General features: G+C 47.5%; 19 protein-coding genes. 9 read left to right on the top strand and 10 right to left on the bottom strand.

Going from position 1 to position 18,269, the window contains the following annotated elements:
- Positions 1 to 157 precede the first annotated feature (157 nt).
- From ilvA to ilvG, 5 genes are read right to left on the bottom strand one after another with little or no spacing between them, the layout of a single operon-like run.
- Positions 158 to 1,687: a threonine ammonia-lyase, biosynthetic gene (gene ilvA, locus OH458_RS20620; RefSeq protein ID WP_269979662.1), complete on the bottom strand. Its 1,530-nt coding sequence runs from the start codon at positions 1,685 to 1,687 to the stop codon at positions 158 to 160.
- A 3-nt stretch (positions 1,688 to 1,690) separates the two neighbouring features.
- Positions 1,691 to 3,532: a dihydroxy-acid dehydratase gene (ilvD, locus tag OH458_RS20625; RefSeq protein WP_269979663.1), complete on the bottom strand. Its 1,842-nt coding sequence runs from the start codon at positions 3,530 to 3,532 to the stop codon at positions 1,691 to 1,693.
- A 30-nt stretch (positions 3,533 to 3,562) separates the two neighbouring features.
- Positions 3,563 to 4,510 (bottom strand): branched-chain-amino-acid transaminase, encoded by a 948-nt coding sequence (gene ilvE / locus OH458_RS20630; RefSeq protein ID WP_269979664.1) that lies wholly within the window; start codon positions 4,508 to 4,510, stop codon positions 3,563 to 3,565.
- A 12-nt stretch (positions 4,511 to 4,522) separates the two neighbouring features.
- Entirely contained in the window at positions 4,523 to 4,807 is a 285-nt protein-coding gene (ilvM, locus tag OH458_RS20635; protein WP_005472540.1) for an acetolactate synthase 2 small subunit, read from the bottom strand.
- 1 nt (position 4,808) lies between these two features.
- On the bottom strand, positions 4,809 to 6,455 hold the full coding sequence (gene ilvG / locus OH458_RS20640; RefSeq protein WP_269979665.1) for an acetolactate synthase 2 catalytic subunit: 1,647 nt from the start codon (positions 6,453 to 6,455) through the stop codon (positions 4,809 to 4,811).
- A gap of 479 nt (positions 6,456 to 6,934) precedes the next feature.
- Here ilvG and OH458_RS20645 point away from each other — a divergent pair, with 479 nt between their 5' ends.
- Positions 6,935 to 8,458: a YifB family Mg chelatase-like AAA ATPase gene (locus tag OH458_RS20645; RefSeq protein ID WP_269979666.1), complete on the top strand. Its 1,524-nt coding sequence runs from the start codon at positions 6,935 to 6,937 to the stop codon at positions 8,456 to 8,458.
- Positions 8,459 to 8,510: 52 nt separating this feature from the next.
- Here OH458_RS20645 and OH458_RS20650 read toward each other — a convergent pair whose 3' ends face one another.
- Positions 8,511 to 9,491, bottom strand: a complete 981-nt coding sequence (locus OH458_RS20650; protein ID WP_269979667.1) for a DUF2860 domain-containing protein — start codon at positions 9,489 to 9,491, stop codon at positions 8,511 to 8,513.
- 169 nt (positions 9,492 to 9,660) lie between these two features.
- Here OH458_RS20650 and OH458_RS20655 point away from each other — a divergent pair, with 169 nt between their 5' ends.
- Positions 9,661 to 10,548, top strand: coding sequence for an acyltransferase (locus OH458_RS20655; protein ID WP_269979668.1), 888 nt, complete (start codon positions 9,661 to 9,663; stop codon positions 10,546 to 10,548).
- A 33-nt stretch (positions 10,549 to 10,581) separates the two neighbouring features.
- Here OH458_RS20655 and OH458_RS20660 read toward each other — a convergent pair whose 3' ends face one another.
- The 4 genes from OH458_RS20660 to OH458_RS20675 form a co-directional block, all read right to left on the bottom strand.
- Complete coding sequence (locus tag OH458_RS20660; protein WP_269979669.1) at positions 10,582 to 11,184, bottom strand: thiol:disulfide interchange protein DsbA/DsbL; 603 nt, start codon at positions 11,182 to 11,184, stop codon at positions 10,582 to 10,584.
- Between the two features lie 32 nt (positions 11,185 to 11,216).
- Positions 11,217 to 12,203 carry a serine/threonine protein kinase gene (locus OH458_RS20665; protein ID WP_269979670.1) on the bottom strand — a complete coding sequence of 329 codons (987 nt, stop codon included), beginning with the start codon at positions 12,201 to 12,203 and terminating at the stop codon, positions 11,217 to 11,219.
- 110 nt (positions 12,204 to 12,313) lie between these two features.
- Entirely contained in the window at positions 12,314 to 13,324 is a 1,011-nt protein-coding gene (locus OH458_RS20670) for a phage integrase (protein WP_269979671.1), read from the bottom strand.
- Positions 13,321 to 14,094 (bottom strand): helix-turn-helix domain-containing protein, encoded by a 774-nt coding sequence (locus OH458_RS20675; RefSeq protein ID WP_269979672.1) that lies wholly within the window; start codon positions 14,092 to 14,094, stop codon positions 13,321 to 13,323. Before OH458_RS20675 ends, OH458_RS20670 begins: the two co-directional genes overlap by 4 nt.
- Before the next feature lie 99 nt (positions 14,095 to 14,193).
- On the opposite strand from OH458_RS20675, the gene OH458_RS20680 reads away from it, so the two are divergent.
- The 7 genes from OH458_RS20680 to OH458_RS20710 all read left to right on the top strand — a co-directional run bounded on the left by OH458_RS20680 (position 14,194) and on the right by OH458_RS20710 (position 18,175).
- Positions 14,194 to 14,448, top strand: coding sequence for a hypothetical protein (locus OH458_RS20680; protein WP_269979673.1), 255 nt, complete (start codon positions 14,194 to 14,196; stop codon positions 14,446 to 14,448).
- Positions 14,449 to 14,460: 12 nt separating this feature from the next.
- Complete coding sequence (locus OH458_RS20685) at positions 14,461 to 14,637, top strand: hypothetical protein (protein ID WP_269979674.1); 177 nt, start codon at positions 14,461 to 14,463, stop codon at positions 14,635 to 14,637.
- 2 nt (positions 14,638 to 14,639) lie between these two features.
- The gene (locus OH458_RS20690; protein WP_269979675.1) at positions 14,640 to 14,816 is read left to right on the top strand and encodes a hypothetical protein; all 177 of its coding nucleotides are present in this window, start codon (positions 14,640 to 14,642) and stop codon (positions 14,814 to 14,816) included.
- Entirely contained in the window at positions 14,813 to 16,834 is a 2,022-nt protein-coding gene (locus OH458_RS20695; protein ID WP_269979676.1) for a rolling circle replication-associated protein, read from the top strand. The genes OH458_RS20690 and OH458_RS20695 overlap by 4 nt, the downstream gene beginning before the upstream one ends.
- A gap of 67 nt (positions 16,835 to 16,901) precedes the next feature.
- Positions 16,902 to 17,228: a hypothetical protein gene (locus OH458_RS20700; protein WP_269979677.1), complete on the top strand. Its 327-nt coding sequence runs from the start codon at positions 16,902 to 16,904 to the stop codon at positions 17,226 to 17,228.
- The gene (locus tag OH458_RS20705) at positions 17,221 to 17,733 is read left to right on the top strand and encodes a hypothetical protein (RefSeq protein WP_269979678.1); all 513 of its coding nucleotides are present in this window, start codon (positions 17,221 to 17,223) and stop codon (positions 17,731 to 17,733) included. Before OH458_RS20700 ends, OH458_RS20705 begins: the two co-directional genes overlap by 8 nt.
- On the top strand, positions 17,717 to 18,175 hold the full coding sequence (locus tag OH458_RS20710) for a hypothetical protein (RefSeq protein ID WP_269979679.1): 459 nt from the start codon (positions 17,717 to 17,719) through the stop codon (positions 18,173 to 18,175). Before OH458_RS20705 ends, OH458_RS20710 begins: the two co-directional genes overlap by 17 nt.
- The last annotated feature ends 94 nt before the right edge of the window (positions 18,176 to 18,269 follow it).

Raw genomic sequence — 18,269 nt, forward strand, 5'->3', positions numbered from 1 at the left:
CACAAATAGAGCAGCAATTTAAAAACTGGTTATGAGTGTAGACCTAATTTGGGTATGACTAAAATGAAACTTTAGCATTATATCTATGCGTATCACGCATTCTGTGGCAATGCGGCAATAAAAATTAGAGCCAGTCGATTGACTGGCTCTAAGATTGTTAAGAGAGGAAGAACTTGTATGACGGGTTGTCGGTTTCGTCCTTGCACCGGTAACCAAGTTCGCGCAGATGTGCTGAGAAGCGGGATAAGTCTGATTCATCAAGCTCAAAACCACATAGGACACGACCATAATCCGCGCCGTGATTGCGATAGTTGAATAAGCTGATATTCCAGTGTGTTCCGAGCGTGCTCAAGAATTTCAGTAGCGCTCCTGGGTACTCTGGGAACTCAAAGCTGTACAAACGCTCTTTGAGAGGCTTGGAAGGCTTACCACCAATCATGTAGCGTACGTGCAGTTTTGCCATTTCGTCATCGGAGAGGTCTACCACTGGGTAGCCTCCATCACGTAGATCGTGAATGATGTGGTTTAGCTCATCTTGGCCACCTTGCAGGCGGACACCGACGAAAATATTAGCTAACGCGTCATCGTTGTAACGGTAGTTAAATTCCGTTACCGCTCGGCCGCCAATGAGATTGCAGAACTCGAAGAAAGCGCCCTGACGTTCAGGAATCGTCACTGCCAGCAAGCCTTCACGTTTTTCACCCAGTTCACAACGCTCAGAAACATAGCGTAGACCGTGGAAGTTGGTATTGGCCCCTGATAAAACCGTACCTAGATTCTTACCCTTAAGCTCGTTTTGCTCGGCAAACTTTTTTAACCCTGCCAAAGCTAACGCGCCAGACGGCTCTGCAATCGCACGAGTGTCTTCGAAGATGTCTTTGACGGCCGCACAGATTTCATCACTGGATACCGAAATATGACCATCGATGAATTGCTGACATAAACGGAACGTCTCTTCACCGATGCGTTTTACCGCAACACCGTCGGCAAACATGCTGACTTGGTCAAGCACCACAGGTTCGCCCGCATCGAGTGCTGCTTTTAGACAAGCAGAATCTTCAGGCTCAACCGAAATCACTTTGATTTCAGGCATCAGCTGTTTCACCAGCACCGCAACACCTGCAGCAAGACCGCCGCCACCGACAGGCACGAAGATGTAATCGAGATGGCCATTTTGCTGCAGCATCTCCATACCAATCGTCCCTTGACCTGCAATCACAAGTGGGTGATCGAATGGGGGCACAAAAGTGTAGCCATGCTCAGCAGACAAGCGTTCTGCTTCGGCTTTGGCTTCATCAAAGTTGCTACCGTGTAAAACCACGTTACCACCAAATCCCCGAACCGCCTCGACTTTGATGTCTGGGGTGGTTTTTGGCATCACAATGGTGGTCTTAATCCCGAGTTTGGTGCCAGACAGCGCCATGCCTTGAGCGTGGTTACCTGCTGATGCTGCAATTACGCCTGCTGCTTTTTGCTCATCCGTTAGGCTCGCCACCATGTTGTACGCACCGCGCAGCTTGAACGAGTGCACCGGTTGGCGGTCTTCACGCTTGATTTGTACATTGTTGCCAATGCGAGCGGCTAAGCGGGGCATCTCTTGAAGTGGCGTTACCGTTGCCACCTCGTAGACTGGAGCTCTTAATATCTGGCGCAGATAATCTGCGCCAGTTTGGTTTGTGAGAGTCATAAGCTAGTCCTCTAGCTTAGATTTATCTCGTACAGCGCCTTTGTCTGCACTGGTCGCCATACTTGCGTACGCTTTTAGTGCAAATGAAACTTCACGTTGACGGTCAACTGGTTTCCAGCCTAACTCGTCTTGTTTTGCACGGCGCTCTGCAAGCTCTTGTTCAGATACTTCTAGAGAGATTGAACGGTTAGGAATATCAATCGCGATAATATCGCCTTGTTTTACCAGACCAATTGCGCCGCCGTTTGCTGCTTCAGGAGAAGCGTGACCGATAGACAGACCTGATGTACCACCCGAGAAACGGCCATCAGTCAGCAGAGCACACTCTTTACCAAGACCCATCGATTTTAGGTAAGTGGTTGGGTAGAGCATTTCTTGCATGCCCGGACCACCCTTAGGGCCTTCATAGCGAATCACCACAACATCACCGGCTTTGACTTTGCCGCCTAAGATGCCTTCAACCGCATCTTCTTGGCTTTCAAATACAACCGCAGGGCCGGTGAATTTGTGGATGCTTTCATCAACACCTGCTGTCTTAACGATACAGCCATCAAGGGCGATATTGCCTGAAAGTACCGCTAGGCCACCTTCTTGTGAGAACGCGTTATCGATGGAACGGATACAACCTTCAGTGCGGTCATCATCAAGACGGTCCCAGCGACAATCTTGTGAAAACGCTTTAGTGGTACGAATACCAGCAGGGCCTGCGCGGAAGAACTTCAACACGTCTTCGTCTTCCGTTTGGATGATGTCGTACTTCGCAAGTTGCTCTTTCATCGAAAGACCAAGTACCGTGCGAGCTTGATTATGAAGTAGGCCTGCGCGGTCCAGTTCACCAAGAATCGCCATGACACCACCTGCGCGGTGTACATCTTCCATATGATATTTCTGGGTTGATGGCGCCACTTTACATAGGTGAGGAACTTGGCGAGATAGGCGATCGATATCTTCCATATCGAAGTCAACTTCACCTTCTTGCGCTGCTGCAAGTAGGTGAAGAATAGTGTTGGTAGAGCCACCCATCGCGATATCGAGTGCCATCGCATTTTCAAACGCATCAAATGTTGCGATGTTGCGTGGCAATGCAGATTCGTCGTCTTGCTCGTAGTAACGTTTAGTTAGTTCAACAATGCGTTTACCTGCGTTGATGAAGAGCTGCTCACGGTCTGCGTGCGTTGCTAGCATTGAGCCATTACCTGGCTGAGAAAGGCCTAGTGCTTCAGTTAGACAGTTCATCGAGTTTGCCGTGAACATACCTGAACATGAACCACAAGTAGGACAAGCACTACGCTCGATCTGCTCACTCTGCTCGTCTGAGACTTTCGGGTCAGCGCCTTGGATCATCGCATCTACAAGGTCGAGTTTGATTATTTGGTCAGAAAGCTTGGTTTTACCCGCTTCCATTGGACCGCCAGAGACAAAGATTACTGGGATGTTTAGGCGCATTGACGCCATCAGCATTCCCGGAGTGATTTTGTCACAGTTAGAGATACATACCATGGCATCGGCGCAGTGCGCGTTGACCATGTACTCTACCGAATCTGCGATAAGCTCACGTGAGGGCAGTGAGTACAGCATGCCGCCGTGGCCCATCGCGATACCATCATCAACGGCGATGGTGTTAAATTCTTTGGCGATACCGCCAGCTTTTTCTATTTCACCTGCAACCAATTGGCCCATATCTTTTAGGTGAACGTGGCCTGGTACAAACTGGGTGAATGAGTTCACCACGGCGATGATCGGTTTACCGAAATCTTCGTCTTTGACACCTGTCGCACGCCATAAAGCGCGCGCACCGGCCATATTGCGTCCATGTGTTGTGGTTGCTGATCTGTATTTTGGCATTGTGTTACTTCCTATATTTGCCGGTGCTTTTTAAGCTTTTTCTGCGTCTTGTGGGTACACGTAATCGAGCCAACCCCATTTGTCTTCTGTAGTGCCATTGAATAGGCCGAAGTAAGCTTCTTGGAGCTCTTTGGTGATTGGGCCGCGTTTGCCTGTGCCGACTTCAATCTTATCGATAGTGGCAACAGGAACGACCTCTGCTGCTGTACCGGTCATAAAGACTTCATCTGCTAGGTAAAGTGCTTCACGAGCAATGTTTGCTTCACGAACTTCATAACCGTGATCACGAGCGATTGTCATGATGGAATCGCGAGTGATACCCGGCAGGATTGCACTGGTTGCTGGTGGTGTGGTGATGACACCATCTTTAATCACAAAGATGTTTTCGCCTGCACCTTCAGATAGGTAACCATCTACGCTTAGTGCGATACCTTCGTCGTAACCGTGACGACGGGCTTCACCACCGACAAGTAGTGAAGATAGGTAGTTACCCCCCGCTTTTGCTGCGGTAGGAATGGTGTTTGGCGCTGCGCGGTTCCAGCTCGAGATCATCGCGTCCACGCCTTTCTCTAGTGCTTCTTCACCTAGGTAAGAACCCCAAGGGAAAGCCGCAATGATCAGATCCATTTCAGTACCGACTGGTGGGCATACACCTAGACCTACATTGCCAACAAAGCCCAGTGGGCGAATGTAGGCGCTTTCAAGTTTGTTTTGACGCAAGGTTTCACGCGTTGCTTCCATGATCTCCTCAACCGTGTACGGGATTGGGAAGCGATAGATTTTTGCCGAATCTTTAAGGCGCTTTGCGTGCTCTAGATGGCGGAAGACAATTGGGCCTTTGGGTGTGTTGTAGCAACGTACACCTTCGAATACTGACGTTCCATAGTGCATCGCGTGAGTCAAAACGTGTACATTTGCCTCCGCCCAAGGAACCATTTCACCATTAAACCAAATGTAGTCTGCTGTTTTTGTAGCCATTTATTGCCTTCCTTATGCACAGATTTTTTGTTGTAAATTGTTATTTGGGAGTTCGTCACGAGCGATTTGCGTGACTTCAACAGTGCGCACATCCCAAAGCTTCTCAATTTGATTGGTTAAGAATGAGATAGGGCGATCGCTGTCGACAATGATTTCAACGCTGGCAACCTTGCTTTCGTGATTTTGAGTGCCAGCCACTTGTTTCACCACAAATCCGCGGTGACGCACGACGCGAAGAACACGCTCTAACAGTACCGGTTTATCGTCAGCTTTGATGTCGATTAAGTATCTTTCCATGTTAGGTGTTCTCCAGCATGTCATTGTTTGATGCACCTGGTGGTACAAGTGGCCATACGTTTTCTTCTTCATCGATTAAAACATGAAGTAAGTATGACGTCTTACTTTCTAGCATTTCTTTCAGTGCTGGCTCAACTTCTTCTTTCTTGGTGATGGTTTTTCCAGGAATATCAAAAGCTTTTGCTAGCATGACGAAATCTGGGTTGTCATCCAAAATCGTTTCACTATGGCGTCCGTCAAAGAACAGTGATTGCCATTGACGAACCATGCCTAGGCGTTGGTTATTGAGCAGAACGATTTTCACTGGGATTTGACGACGCTTAAGTGTCCCCAGCTCTTGCACGTTCATCATAAATGACCCATCACCTGTAATAAGGATAGATTGGTCATCAGGACGCGCCACTGCCGCACCCATTGCAGCAGGAAGGCCAAAGCCCATGGTGCCAAGGCCTGCTGATGTGATGAAGTTTTGTGGTTCGCGTGGTTGAATGTGCTGCGCTGCCCACATTTGGTGTTGACCAACGTCGGTTGAGACGATCGAACTGTCTGGCATCATGTCAGACAGCTGATTCAGCAGGCCTGGGGCGTAGATAAGTTCGCCTGGGTGATTGTAGTTCCATTTAAAGTCACTACGCAGACTTTCACTGTGCTTCACCCAAGGGGTGATGTCTTGCGTCAACTCGAGCTGAGGAAGCACGGCAGGGATCTCTCCACGTACTGGTGCATTGGCTTGGCGCAACTTGTGGATTTCAGCGGCATCGATATCGATATGGATGACTTTAGCGTTTGGCGCAAAGGTATCGAGCTTGCCCGTGACTCGGTCATCGAAACGGGCACCCACAGCAATCAATAGGTCACACTCTTGCACCACTAAGTTCGCCGCTTTGGTTCCGTGCATGCCTAGCATACCGAGATAGTGCGGATCGTGACGTTCAATTGTGCCTAAGCCTTTTAGTGTACTGACCGATGGCATTGGATTTAAACGTAAGAACTCGCGCACTGCGTCAGTCGCATGACCAAGCTGAACACCGCCACCCACATACATGACAGGACGTGAACTTTGCGATAACAAGGCTTGCGCTTTGGCTATATCGTCGTTGCTTGCAACTGGCATTGCAGGTGGTGTGAAAGGAGGAAGAAGAATGACAGGTGCTTGACCTAATTGAACATCTTTTGCGATATCGACAATGACTGGACCGGGTCGCCCCGTTTTTGCCACTTCAAACGCTTCAGCAAGGGTTGGTGCTAGATCATGGATGTCAGTGACAAGATAACTGTGTTTGGTACAGGAGAGAGACATACCGATCACATCCATTTCTTGGAATGCGTCGGTACCGATGTGGGAGCTTGCAACCTGACCTGTTATCGCCACAAGGGGGATGGAGTCCATAAAGGCATCGGCAAGACCTGTCACTAGGTTGGTTGCGCCGGGTCCAGAAGTGGCCATACACACTGCAACATCTTGCGTTGCTCGCGCCATTCCTATGGCAGCCATTGCTGCGCCTTGTTCATGGCGGCAAAGAATGTGTTCGACGCCACCATCATAAAGGGCGTCATAGATTGGCATTATGGCACCACCAGGATAACCAAATACGGTTTTGATCCCTTGTTGTTTTAATGCGGCTACGACTAATTCGGCACCTGTCATCGTAAGCCTCCTTGTTGACCGCTTGAGCGATGTTGTGTTGCATTGCACTTCATGTGCGCTCCCATTCTTCCTGTCATCAGGGTCAAGAACGACGTTGACCAAGATGAACTCTATTTTAATTGTCTGGCGTAAGTTGTAAAAAAACCCCCGGACTTTTCAGTGCGGGGGTTTTTAAAATGCTGTGGTTATTTGTCGCCCACTAGCCCCCGCGTGGAATCAATAATGACCACGATAATCAGGAGAATCAGTGCGTTGAAGCGGGCGTTTAAATTCATAGTTCTTTTAAGTCTTTTGGTACTCAATACTGGTACGAAATTGTTTGCGTCACTAGTGGTAACATACAATTCCGTTAAATGACAAGCAAAAACTCATACTTTTTTCACATTCTTTCAGCAACTGGGCAGGCTATATAACAACCTTGATGACAAATTCAGCGAACTATCAGGGAGATAAATAATGGATTGGAATGTGAGTCAATTATGGGGTTAGCCATCATCCATAGCCGAGCGTCTGTTGGTGTTGAAGCGCCCAGCGTCACAGTTGAAGTACACATCAGTAATGGAATGCCAGGGTTTACCTTGGTTGGTCTACCGGAAACAACCGTCAAAGAATCCCGCGATCGGGTGCGTAGCGCGATTATTAACTCTCGTTTTGAATTCCCAGCTAAGCGGATTACGGTCAATTTAGCCCCAGCAGATTTACCTAAAGAGGGAGGCCGCTTTGATCTGCCGATCGCGCTAGGCATCCTTGCCGCTTCAGAGCAGATCCCGTTAACCCATTTGGCCGACAAGGAGTTTATTGGTGAATTGGCGTTATCGGGAGAGTTGCGGCGCGTAAAAGGTGTGTTACCTGCGGCATTGGCGGCGAATCGAGCACAACGTTGTTTAGTGGTTCCGCAGAATAATGGTGACCAAGCGGCATTGGTGGGTGAAGACCAGCATAAGTCAGCCAGCACTTTGCTGGAGGTCTGCGCGGCGTTGTGCGGCCAAAATGAACTGCAGCTTCACCAATCTCCACACAAGATGTCGTCTCCCGCGCTAGAGCGTGACTTGCAAGATATTATTGGTCAGCAACAAGGGAAGCGTGCACTAGAGATCGCTGCTGCGGGCAATCACAACCTTCTATTTCTTGGTCCGCCGGGGACGGGGAAAACCATGCTCGCTTCTCGCCTTTGTGATTTGTTGCCTGAAATGACCGATGAAGAGGCGATGGAAACGGCCTCCGTTGCCTCTCTAACGCAGCAAGAAATCAACGCCTACAACTGGAAACAGCGCCCATTTCGGTCGCCCCACCACTCTAGCTCGACCGCGGCATTGGTGGGCGGTGGGTCAGTACCGAGACCCGGAGAGATCTCTTTGGCGCACAATGGTTTGCTGTTTCTTGATGAAATGCCTGAGTTTGAGCGCAAAGTGTTGGATTCTTTGCGTGAGCCTCTGGAATCAGGGGAAATCATTATTTCTCGTGCTCAAGGGAAAACGCGTTTTCCTGCTCGCTTTCAATTGGTCGGCGCACTCAACCCAAGTCCGACAGGTTACTATGAAGGCAATCAATCTCGAGTGAACCCTCAAGTGATTTTGCGTTATTTGAGTCGCCTATCTGGGCCGTTATTAGACCGGTTTGATATGTCGCTAGAGATTCCCGCTTTGCCCAAAGGAACCTTGGCGGAAGGAGGAGATCGCGGTGAAACAACTCAAGTGATGAAGCAGCGAGTCATTGAGGCGCGCGAGAGAATGTTGAGTCGATCAAACAAAGTGAATGCTTTGTTAGGCAGTCGTGAAATTGAGCGATATTGCCCGCTACGTAAAGAGGATGCCCAGTTTCTGGAAAGCGCGTTACACCGATTGGGATTGTCTATTCGTGCTTATCATCGAATTATCAAGGTGGCACGCACCATTGCTGATTTGGAGGGGGTGGAGCATATTGAACGTAATCATTTGGCGGAAGCGTTAGGTTATCGTTCGATGGATAGGCTACTCAAGCAGTTAACGGCTCAAGCTGTATAGAAAGGCTCGCGAAATGCGAGCCTTGATCGTCTGAGAGTAAGATAGCTTTGCGTTAAAAGCGGTAGTTTATACCAGCGGAAACCAGGGACTCTTGGGTATCGTAGAAGTTTATATTGGCTTGGTTGGAGCCGTAACCCGCAAGGCCAATCAGGGACCAGTTTTGCCATCCCATAAACTGCTTGTACTCGTAGGCGGCGAATAAGCTCCACTCGCCATCCTCGCGTGTTTTGTTATACAGCGGATTTTCTTCGTCATAAGAACGAGTGGTGTAGCCTGCCGTGAGAGCGAGCTGATGACGATTCATGATCTTGAAGTAGGAGATTTCGCCGCCGACAGAGTTAAGAGAATTAGCCTCTCCCTTGGCGTCGGTTTTGATAAACGTCATCGAGGGTTGGATAAAAGCGGTTCGGCTTAGAGGGAATCGGTAACTGCCTTTGATGTAGTAGGATTGGGCATCACGTCTGAGACGATTTGCTTCAGCGCTAGTAAGTTGAGAAGTGCCCGACGCTTCGTCTTCCACGTCTTTATTGGCATAAGCGGTATCGATACTCAAGCCGCTGCCAAATAGATTGCTGAGTTTGAGTCGATAGGCATGGCCAGTTTCTTCTGTTGTACTGCGCTTTTCTCCGACGAGATAAGGGTCTTCCCATGTCTTGCCAGACATAATTGTCGGTAAGTATGAAATGTCGACAACGGTACCTGAACCGAGCTTATGCTTGTAGCCCACTTCGAGTGCTAGCGTACCTACGGCCAAATCCTCACGGGATGTACCCACATAAAATTGCTGATTGAGTGGTACGCCAAAGGTATAGGCTAAATTGCCAAGGGGGGCGGCAATAAATCCTTTCTCACTTGATGGCTGATGATCAAGGCTATCGATGGTTTTATCACCAGACGTATTAAAGTTGGACGTGGAAGAGGTGTATCCGACATTAAAGCTCAGCTCTCCACTAAAGCCCGCGCTATCCGAGAGTTGAGCGAAAGCTGGGCTGGCAAAGAGCGAGAGAGTAAGCACTGATAATGTTGTTTTCATAAATTTTCTTCCTAGATCTAACGTTGGTTGTATGGCCTGAGTAATCTAACTAATCTGACCATAGCCGCAATGATTCCAATGTGCTTGAGGACCAGTATAATTACACGCTGTTTTATTGTTCATATATGACTCTTATTAAACTTTCATACGGAGCTCACAATTAATCGCTATGTTGGCCTATCTGACTCTTATCCTAAACGTTGTGTTGGTTGCTTTAAACTCCGCTGTCTGCTCTTTAATCATTTGTATCATCGCTGTGTTTAAGATTGTATTACCTACCGCCATGTTAAAAGCCAAAGCAACTGAAATGGCGAACAAGACAATGTGGCTTTGGGCATCCACTAATGCAGTCATCTTGGCCATGTTCAATCGAGTTGAGTGGGACATAGAAGGTGGGGAGGAGCTGAAAAAGCACGGTTGGTACTTGCTGATTAGCAACCATTTAAGTTGGACCGATATAGTGGTGCTTTGCTGCGTGTTTAAAGATCGTATTCCAATGCCGAAGTTTTTCCTTAAACAGCAGCTACTGTATGTGCCATTTATTGGGATGGCTTGCTGGGCGCTCGATATGCCGTTTATGCGTCGTTACTCGCGAGAATACTTGATTCGTCACCCGGAAATGCGGGGTAAAGACTTGGAAACGACGCGCCGTTCATGTGAAAAATTCAAATACTCTCCCACAACGGTGGTGAATTATGTGGAAGGTACGCGCTTTACACCGGAAAAGCAGCGCAAGAGTAAAGCAGGTTACGATTACCTACTTCAACCCAAAACGGGTGGCATCGCCTATACGTTAGCGGCAATGGGGGATCAGTTTGAGAATATTATTGATGTGACTCTCGCCTACCCAGAAAACACCCAAAAGCCTTTTCGAGACATGTTGATGGGGCGAATGACAAAAGTGGTGGTTCGGGTAAATGTCTTACCTGTCGATCAGCAAGTTCGAGGTGATTACTTTAAAGATAAGCCGTTTAAGCGCCAGTTCCAGCAGTGGCTGGGTCATGTATGGCAAGAGAAAGATGAGTTATTGAAAGAGATTTATCACAAGCAATCATAGAAAAGGGAGCGAAACGCTCCCTTTTTCGTGTGTTTATTTTTGTGTCAGCAAGTAGTTAACCAGTTCAAAGTATTCATCGATCGTTTTGATGCTTTGCGCTTGAACCAAGTACTTGTTATTCACCACTACAGCGGGTACACCTGATAAACCGCTATCTTTAAACTGTTTGTCGAAGCGACGAACCATTGAGTCCACCGCAAAACCGTTAAATGCCGCGTCAAATTTTTTCGCATCCACACCTTCATCTAGGAAAATCTGGCGTAACTCGTCGTCATTTTTAGGTGCTTTACGCATGTTATGAATGCGGTTAAACAGAACAGGTGTCATCTTGTCTTCCACTTTTAGCACTAGCATGGTTGCGTATGCCTTGCTCATGGACTCGCCCATGTTGCCACCCATAAACGAAACGTGGTTCTTTTGGAACTTTGCATTGTCAGGCAACTGCGCTTTCAACTGCTGAATGATAGGTTCAAAGGTATTACAGTGAGGGCAGTAGAAAGAGAAAAATTCGGTCACAGTTGGCTTTTTAGATGCTTCTAGCTCAAGAACCTTAAAATGCTCGCCTTCTTTAAATTGCGCTGCGTGAGCAGTAAGGCTCAGCATTAAGGTTGCAAATAGTGCAAACAGCTTTTTCATTATTGACTCCATGTTTGTCGTTGTTTGGCTTTTTACCACTGCGGCATCAGTGATAATGGTGGCTCATTCAGTGCTGAGATCTGTTCTTTGAATGCCAACACTTGGCTTTCCCAATATTTTGGATCATCAAACCATGGGAAGGCGAGCGGGAAAGCAGGATCCTGCCATCTTTTTGCTAACCATGCCATATAGTGCACCATACGTAGACCGCGCAATGGTTCGATTAGTTTCAATTGATTCGAATCAAAGTCACTAAATTCTTGGTAGGCTTCCAAGAGAATGTCCAGTTGCATCAGCTTATCGGCACGCTCTCCGTTGAGCAACATCCATAGATCTTGAATCGCGGGTCCATTGCGAGCGTCATCCAAGTCGACAAACATAGGCCCATCACGCCATAAGATGTTACCAGGGTGGCAATCGCCGTGGAGACGAATCTGGGAACTTGGCGTTGTCCAATGCTGCTCAAGCGTTTTGATCAGTAGGTCTAGATCGTTAAAAAACGCATTCTCAAGGTGCATGGGAATAAACTGAGAGTTTTGCAGCAAGGTACGAGGCTGATAAAGGTATTCGTCTAAGCTGATGGAGGGGCGGTGCTCAAATGTCTGTTTTGCGCCAACCTTGTGAATGCGCCCTAGGAACCGGCCAACCCCTTCGAGTTGTTCCAAATTATCCACTTCAAACTGACGTCCGCCGACGCTCGCAAACAAAGCAAACAGATAGCCTTGGTATTGATGGAGTGACTGACCGTTGATGATGACAGGAGGCGCGACTGGAATCTCGGATTCGATCAACTCGAGGGTAAAGTCGTGCTCTTCTTGAATCTGAGCTTGGCTCCAGCGTTCTGGTCGGTAAAACTTAACCACGTAGCGTTGGCGCTCTTCATCAGTAAATTGGTAGACGCGGTTTTCGTAGCTGTTCAGGGCCAAAAAACCGGATTCTGCGCGAATGCCAATGCTTTCCAGTGCATACCACATAAAGTCTGGCGTCAGAGCATCAAAGTTAAAAGCGTGTTGAGTCATAAATAAAAAAGGCTCATTGCTGGGCTTTTTGCCTCTCAGTCATAAAACGTGATTAAGCATAAAGCGTTGATTTAAAAGGTTTCACACTTGCTGTTAAATCTCAAAAAACATCATGCGTGGTCTAGTGTGTGGACACTTTGTGGACGCACCATTCTCAGTGGATTGCGCTTCACGGCATCGGTTAAATGTTCAGGGGCAAGGTGCGCATAAACCATCGTCTGATTGATGCTAGCATGGCCCAATATTTCTTTTAGTGTCAGTATATCACCACCATTCATCATAAAATGACTTGCGAAAGTATGGCGAAGTACGTGAACCTTTTGCCCTTTCGGAAGTTCAAAGCCTAGCTCATCAAATACACGGTATAAGCGTTTTTGTGGATCATCGGTAAACAGCTTGCCCCCTTCTAGCGGGTAAATTTCATTGTATAGCTGTTCGTCGATTGGAACGGTTCTTGGTTTGCCTGTTTTTGTATTGGTAAACCGGATACGAAATGGACTCAAGTTACTGGATTTTAGAGTTACAGTTTCACGCCACCTTGAACCAGTTGCTAAGCAAATCTCGACTATTTTCAACAGCTCCCAATCATCATCTAGTGCATCAAGTAGCCGCTCTATCTGACTGGCTGTTAAGTAGGTCATTTCTGACTTTTCTGGCGTGGGTTGTTTGAGTCCATGCAAAGGGTGTGAACCTTTGAAGTCACCCGTTTCAATCAAAACAGAAAACACATTACTCAAGCATGAGGTTAGCCGTCTGACAGTGTTCGCTTTCTGGCCTTTGGCTAAGCGTTCAAGCTGCCAGTTCGTAATCAAAGAGTTGTTTATCTTATCGACCGTTGGATCGCCTAAGTCTTTACAAACAAGGTCTACTTTTTTTCGGTAGTTATCGGCAGTGCGTTTGAGCTGGCCGGACTTAACCCACCATAACTCAATTAACTCGGAAAGATGGCGTTTATCTACGGGTGTCCCAAGCCACTCTTTGTTGTGATGAGTCGCTAGGATATGTTTCTCGTACGCAATAGCCTCGCTTTTCTTTTCGAACTTCTTACGAAAGCGCGGTCCTTGTCGTCCGGCTGGGCGAATATCAACCGCCCATTTTTCACCATCTTTCTTCAAACTCATAATATCGGCTTCATCAATGTAGTGACTGCTTTACCAATGATTTTGAAGTTTCGGCCATTGTTATGATTTATCTGGAAATTCTTATGTGCAGGATTGTCTGAAATCACCTCGTAAACGCCGTCAGCAATATCCCAACGTAAGCGTTTTACATAAACAGCATCATCAATTCTTATTACATAAACGCCATTAGCAACAGGGTGTTGTTGCTCTCGAATATCAACTAGAAGTCGATCTTTGTGGTTCAGAGTTGGTTCCATTGAGTCACCATCCACATAGATTACTGCGGCTGTAAACTCATCTAGGTTGAAATCTTTTAACCAATCGCATGGGATTTGTAGCATCCCAATTTGAAACTCACTATTGATTAAGTTTCCCGCTCCTGCGGCAGCATGTACATCAAACAACTTTAAATTACACCATTCGTTTATTGTAGATATTGGTTGAATGGAAGCTGGCAAATTAGCTCCATGTAATTCTTCTGATTGGATATAACGTTCCCATTCAGATGCTTGGGTCTCGTAGAAATCTTGAACGCTTTTATCAAATACCTCGCCTAAATTTTGTTTATCTAATTCTGTGGCGTACTTCTCATAAAGCGACTTTTGTATATCAAAGTGAAAGTTGGAAATATGGTATTCCATAGCCTTTCCTTTTACAGATGCTTTTCTTTTTAACCAGTTGTTTCTACTGGCTTTTCTTGATACTGCGGTAGTTGAGTTTGGCATGCCTTCCAAGTGCATTAGCTCTGTACTTAAAAACCATTCCTTCATAATTTCTCCCGTGACACCTATTGACACTTACAGATTGTTTTATTTAACCTTGTAAGTGTCAGTAGAGGTCAGATAAAACAGTTTTGAGGGTTTAAGTATATGTTAGAACATAAAAACAAATCAGGAAACGTCACGAACAACCATTTTGCGCCGTTTGTGACGCCTGAGAAATATGCAGAGTTGACAGGTTTTACAGTTGAAGCTGTCAAAAATCAGGTTCAAAGAGGAAAGCTACCAGTTCTGAAGCGTTCTTCCGTGAATGATTCGCGTCGCACCTTAATCAATATGCGCGCATTGGAGTTGTTCGCTTTGGAGCAAGCGGAACAGCATCAAGACTGGAAAGCGGCAATGTAGAGGGCGATTGATATGAATACACCAGTTCACGCTATCAACATTGATTTTACTCACTCAAGCGAAGCCAAAGCACTGCTTGAGGTGATTGATTCACGAATGGCACCAGTGCCAGATTCAGAAGTGTATCTAGATCGAGTTAGTAACCAACTCAAAGAAGCGATTGAACTACTTGAGAGTTTGGAGGTGTAGCCATGCCAACCGAGCAAGGACTAAAAATCCTAGACGAAATTAAGGTTAAATGGTTCCCGAATGGATACCGTCCACAACCTCAAGGCGGGAAAGATTTCCGCTTTAGCCGTAAAGGTCAGGCTGAGTTTAAGAAGGCCGCACGACTTCAAGCCATTAAGCACAAAGAGATTTTAGTTTGAACCACTTATACGAACCGCAAGCTGAGCGAGAGTTTACCAATGTTCTTAGCCCGCACGATGTGGGCTATGTGACAGCCCTAGCTCAAGATGTCACCACCACTGAGAAAAACATAGCCGCTATTGAGAGCGGTTTTTTTAGTACTCCAAATTCTGATTGGATGGAAAGTGAGTTGAACAAGGTTCGTTCTGCGGAGCAAGTTCACTTCCATAACACCAAGGAGTCGGCTGAAACTTGGCAGTTAGTTCAAGATGGAAAGCTCACGTTAATCACCCCCGAATATTTCAACAATCCTAAGCGCGAAGCGCACGCCGTAGGCGTGGAGACACTAGGCTTGTCAAAGGGCGGCAAAGTCCGACACGCCAACCGCAAGCACTTAGAACGGTTTATTACCCGCTCACGCCGCCTCAAACCGCGAGCAAAGAGCGAGAGCGTTTACGTTGAGCCTCAATGCTATGGGTCTGAACATATTGCACAGCAAACCGGATGGGTGCGAGATAGCGAGAGCAAGAAACTCGATTTCATTCCAAACAAGGGAATGAGCCGCGCTTACCTGCTAAAACGTGATTGGTCGAAGCAAGTTAAGTTGCAAGTGACGTATCATCCAAGCCCAAGTGATGCCCCACAAGCCCAAACGGGTGAGCGCAACACGGAAAAACTGTCTCAAAGCGCGGTTAAGAAAATATTTGAATCGGGTGCTTACGTAGCCGCGTGTCATGGTGGGTTTACCACTTTCCTGACGCTCACGTTTAACGACTTTGAACGCGCTAAGCTGTTTGCTACTGATTCCAATGTTCATTTGACTTCGCAAGGTTGCGAGTTCACGCCGCTTTCAGACGATATGGCCCCATATTCGCCGCTACAAATCACGATTGGTAGTGAGGTGTCGCGTTTTCTCGATGGAGTAAAGCGCATGTTTCATCGTGGTTTCAGCTACAAACAAAGTCACCTATCTGGACAAGCCAATTTACCCCTTGAGGGGGATGAGGTTCGAGTGGCAGGGCATTACAAACCCGCGCCATTGAAGGGAAAGAAAAAGAAAGTGGAGCTTTTCGGCCCAGCTAAGCCGTTAAGTTCTAAGCGTTGGGAAGCAAGACCCATTTGGGGGTGTGAAAGCCAGTGTGAACTAGTGGGCCCTGCACGCGGCAAAGCGGATTTTCATTATATTTGGGTGGCTGAGTGTCCGACCAACGAACACGGTCAACCTAACCCCCATGTGCATGTGTTGTTGAACTGGCAAGTGGCCCCCGAACATTTCCAAGCGTGGGCGAAACGCATTGAGCGGTTGTGGGGGCATGGTATCGCCCACTTAGAGCGTATCCAGTACAAAGACGCGGCCGCGAGTTACCTAATTAAGGCTGTGGGGTATGCCGCTAAAGGTGACAACGAAGACCAAGGGCTTATTAAAGGCAATCGCTACAACATAGCTCGTTGCAGTCGAGCACCAGATTGGGAGGCGTTGGCGAGCTTTGATGTACACAACATGACCGGAATTATTAAAGAGTGTGGCTACCGCTTAGAGCGATGGCGAGCACCCATTCAGCGCTCTATTAACCGAAAACAGACCCTCAAATCTGAGACGAAGAAGGCTATCGACATCAACAAAAAGTCTCGAAAGGTTGATGTGGTCGTGAAGCTCAATCGACTAATGAAGCAGCTCGACCAAGAAATCAAAGCAGAAAAAGAGCACTTGCGAAGCCGTGGTGTATTCGCCACTTCAGGGAATCAGTTCTGTATCAGCTTTGAGGGCGAAGATTGCGACGACAAAGCGAATGAGTTTTTAGAGTGGGCGGCAGGGGCTCGTGGTTGGAGTATGCGCACCGACGATATTTATATTGATGATATTCGTCTTGAAGCCAAAGACCGTTATCGACGCGACTTTGAGGCTTGGCTACTCAAGCAATCGGATTGGCGGAGCCAGCTAGAACAAACTATACCGCCGTTGATCTCCGAAGAGATACACAACGAGCTAATGAGCCGAAACATGAGTGAACTTGAGCAGTATTTTCAGTTTCACTAACCAAACACGCCAACGATGGGAATCAGGGGCATCTTATTAACTAACGTCGAGAGACAGAGGAAAACCAATGAAATCACTCTCTATTCAAGAATGTCAGCGTGACCTTGCCGCGTTAGATGCGGCAGACCAATTAACGGCCAACGTTGAGAACGAAGTGAAAAAGCTCAAAGACATGGACATGAGCAAGCTAATGAGCAAAGCCACCAAGATGTTAATGACGGGCTCTTTTTCACTGGAAGCTCTAGGGCTTGCGCCCAACTTCTTCGAGCAAATTGAGCAGTTAACCAAGCTCAACAATGTGGCGCGTAAGAAGTACCGCGCTCATGTGACTGCGAATTTAAACCAGTTGGATGATATTGAAGAGGCGCAAGTGGTGGAGGGTAGCCATGAGTAAACATCCGAATCCGGTTCGCGGTTATGTGCCTTGTCCGGTGTGCTCAAGCGTTGCAACGGTGCATCAAGTGGGGGAAGGGCGGTTGATTGCCGAAGGCGAGCCACCGAAGAACAGCCGCAACCTTGGTTTGAAGTATTACAAGTGCCCAAGTTGCGGGAATAGCTCCATGAGCAAAAGCGTTGATAAGTACATTGATGAGCACTTTTCAACGGATAAGGACGCGGTAGCACAAGCGCTCGAAGCGTTGGATTCAACCGAAGCCAACGCACTAGATACCGTTGAAAGTGTTGAGCCTGATGTTATCGCTGAGGCCAGCAATAGCAAGGTTGAAAGCACTGAACTAACCGAACCGCCAACCGACGAATCACAAGTCGAAAATAAACCTGTGTTGAACCTTAAGCGTGTGCTGACCGCGTTGGGCGTGTTGATGATGATCTTATGGGTGGTTCGTCTCTTGATGCCAAAACCACAATCTGAGGAGGTCGCCAATGCAGCAACCGAATGAAACCTTGGAGCCATTGACTGAGGGCGATGATTGGGGCGATTTTGGCGGGTTTATCAAGCAGCTTGAAACCGAAGAGTCTCCCACTGAACTAACCGAAGAAACCGTACCAGAAACCGAAGGGCTGAACGATGAAGCGCTGCAAGGTTTTATGGGGGTGATGTTCACCTTGTGCGAGCAAGCTACCTGCATTATCTCCGGTGTGGAATTTAGCTTTGATGAAAAAGGCAAAACCGAAGTGATCAATGCGGCGGTGCCAGTGCTTAATAAACACGGCGGCAGCATTATGGCCGTGTTTGGGGACTACATCGAAGAGGCTACGCTGCTGATTGCGGTGCTTGGTCTGATTTACACCTCAAAGCGCACCATCAAACAACTAGCCATTGAAAAAGCGGAGGAGGAGAAACGCGATGTCGAAAAAGCCAAAGCCGCTCAACCTGCCTAATCCGGTGAACTCCAACCCGTCACACGATGCCGAGCATGTGATTTATGTGGCGGGAACGGGCGGAGGCAAAACCTCCGCAGTGAAGCATTTGGGG

The organism is Vibrio sp. MarTm2, assembly GCF_027587055.1.
Taxonomy (GTDB): Bacteria; Pseudomonadota; Gammaproteobacteria; order Enterobacterales; family Vibrionaceae; genus Vibrio; species Vibrio sinaloensis_D.

Coding starts and splice junctions, on each gene's coding strand:
- ilvA (WP_269979662.1), bottom strand. CDS start 1,687: ATGACTCTCACAAACCAAACTGGCGCAGATTATCTGCGCCAGATATTA.
- ilvD (WP_269979663.1), bottom strand. CDS start 3,532: ATGCCAAAATACAGATCAGCAACCACAACACATGGACGCAATATGGCC.
- ilvE (WP_269979664.1), bottom strand. CDS start 4,510: ATGGCTACAAAAACAGCAGACTACATTTGGTTTAATGGTGAAATGGTT.
- ilvM (WP_005472540.1), bottom strand. CDS start 4,807: ATGGAAAGATACTTAATCGACATCAAAGCTGACGATAAACCGGTACTG.
- ilvG (WP_269979665.1), bottom strand. CDS start 6,455: ATGACAGGTGCCGAATTAGTCGTAGCCGCATTAAAACAACAAGGGATC.
- OH458_RS20645 (WP_269979666.1), top strand. CDS start 6,935: ATGGGGTTAGCCATCATCCATAGCCGAGCGTCTGTTGGTGTTGAAGCG.
- OH458_RS20650 (WP_269979667.1), bottom strand. CDS start 9,491: ATGAAAACAACATTATCAGTGCTTACTCTCTCGCTCTTTGCCAGCCCA.
- OH458_RS20655 (WP_269979668.1), top strand. CDS start 9,661: ATGTTGGCCTATCTGACTCTTATCCTAAACGTTGTGTTGGTTGCTTTA.
- OH458_RS20660 (WP_269979669.1), bottom strand. CDS start 11,184: ATGAAAAAGCTGTTTGCACTATTTGCAACCTTAATGCTGAGCCTTACT.
- OH458_RS20665 (WP_269979670.1), bottom strand. CDS start 12,203: ATGACTCAACACGCTTTTAACTTTGATGCTCTGACGCCAGACTTTATG.
- OH458_RS20670 (WP_269979671.1), bottom strand. CDS start 13,324: ATGAGTTTGAAGAAAGATGGTGAAAAATGGGCGGTTGATATTCGCCCA.
- OH458_RS20675 (WP_269979672.1), bottom strand. CDS start 14,094: ATGAAGGAATGGTTTTTAAGTACAGAGCTAATGCACTTGGAAGGCATG.
- OH458_RS20680 (WP_269979673.1), top strand. CDS start 14,194: ATGTTAGAACATAAAAACAAATCAGGAAACGTCACGAACAACCATTTT.
- OH458_RS20685 (WP_269979674.1), top strand. CDS start 14,461: ATGAATACACCAGTTCACGCTATCAACATTGATTTTACTCACTCAAGC.
- OH458_RS20690 (WP_269979675.1), top strand. CDS start 14,640: ATGCCAACCGAGCAAGGACTAAAAATCCTAGACGAAATTAAGGTTAAA.
- OH458_RS20700 (WP_269979677.1), top strand. CDS start 16,902: ATGAAATCACTCTCTATTCAAGAATGTCAGCGTGACCTTGCCGCGTTA.
- OH458_RS20705 (WP_269979678.1), top strand. CDS start 17,221: ATGAGTAAACATCCGAATCCGGTTCGCGGTTATGTGCCTTGTCCGGTG.
- OH458_RS20710 (WP_269979679.1), top strand. CDS start 17,717: ATGCAGCAACCGAATGAAACCTTGGAGCCATTGACTGAGGGCGATGAT.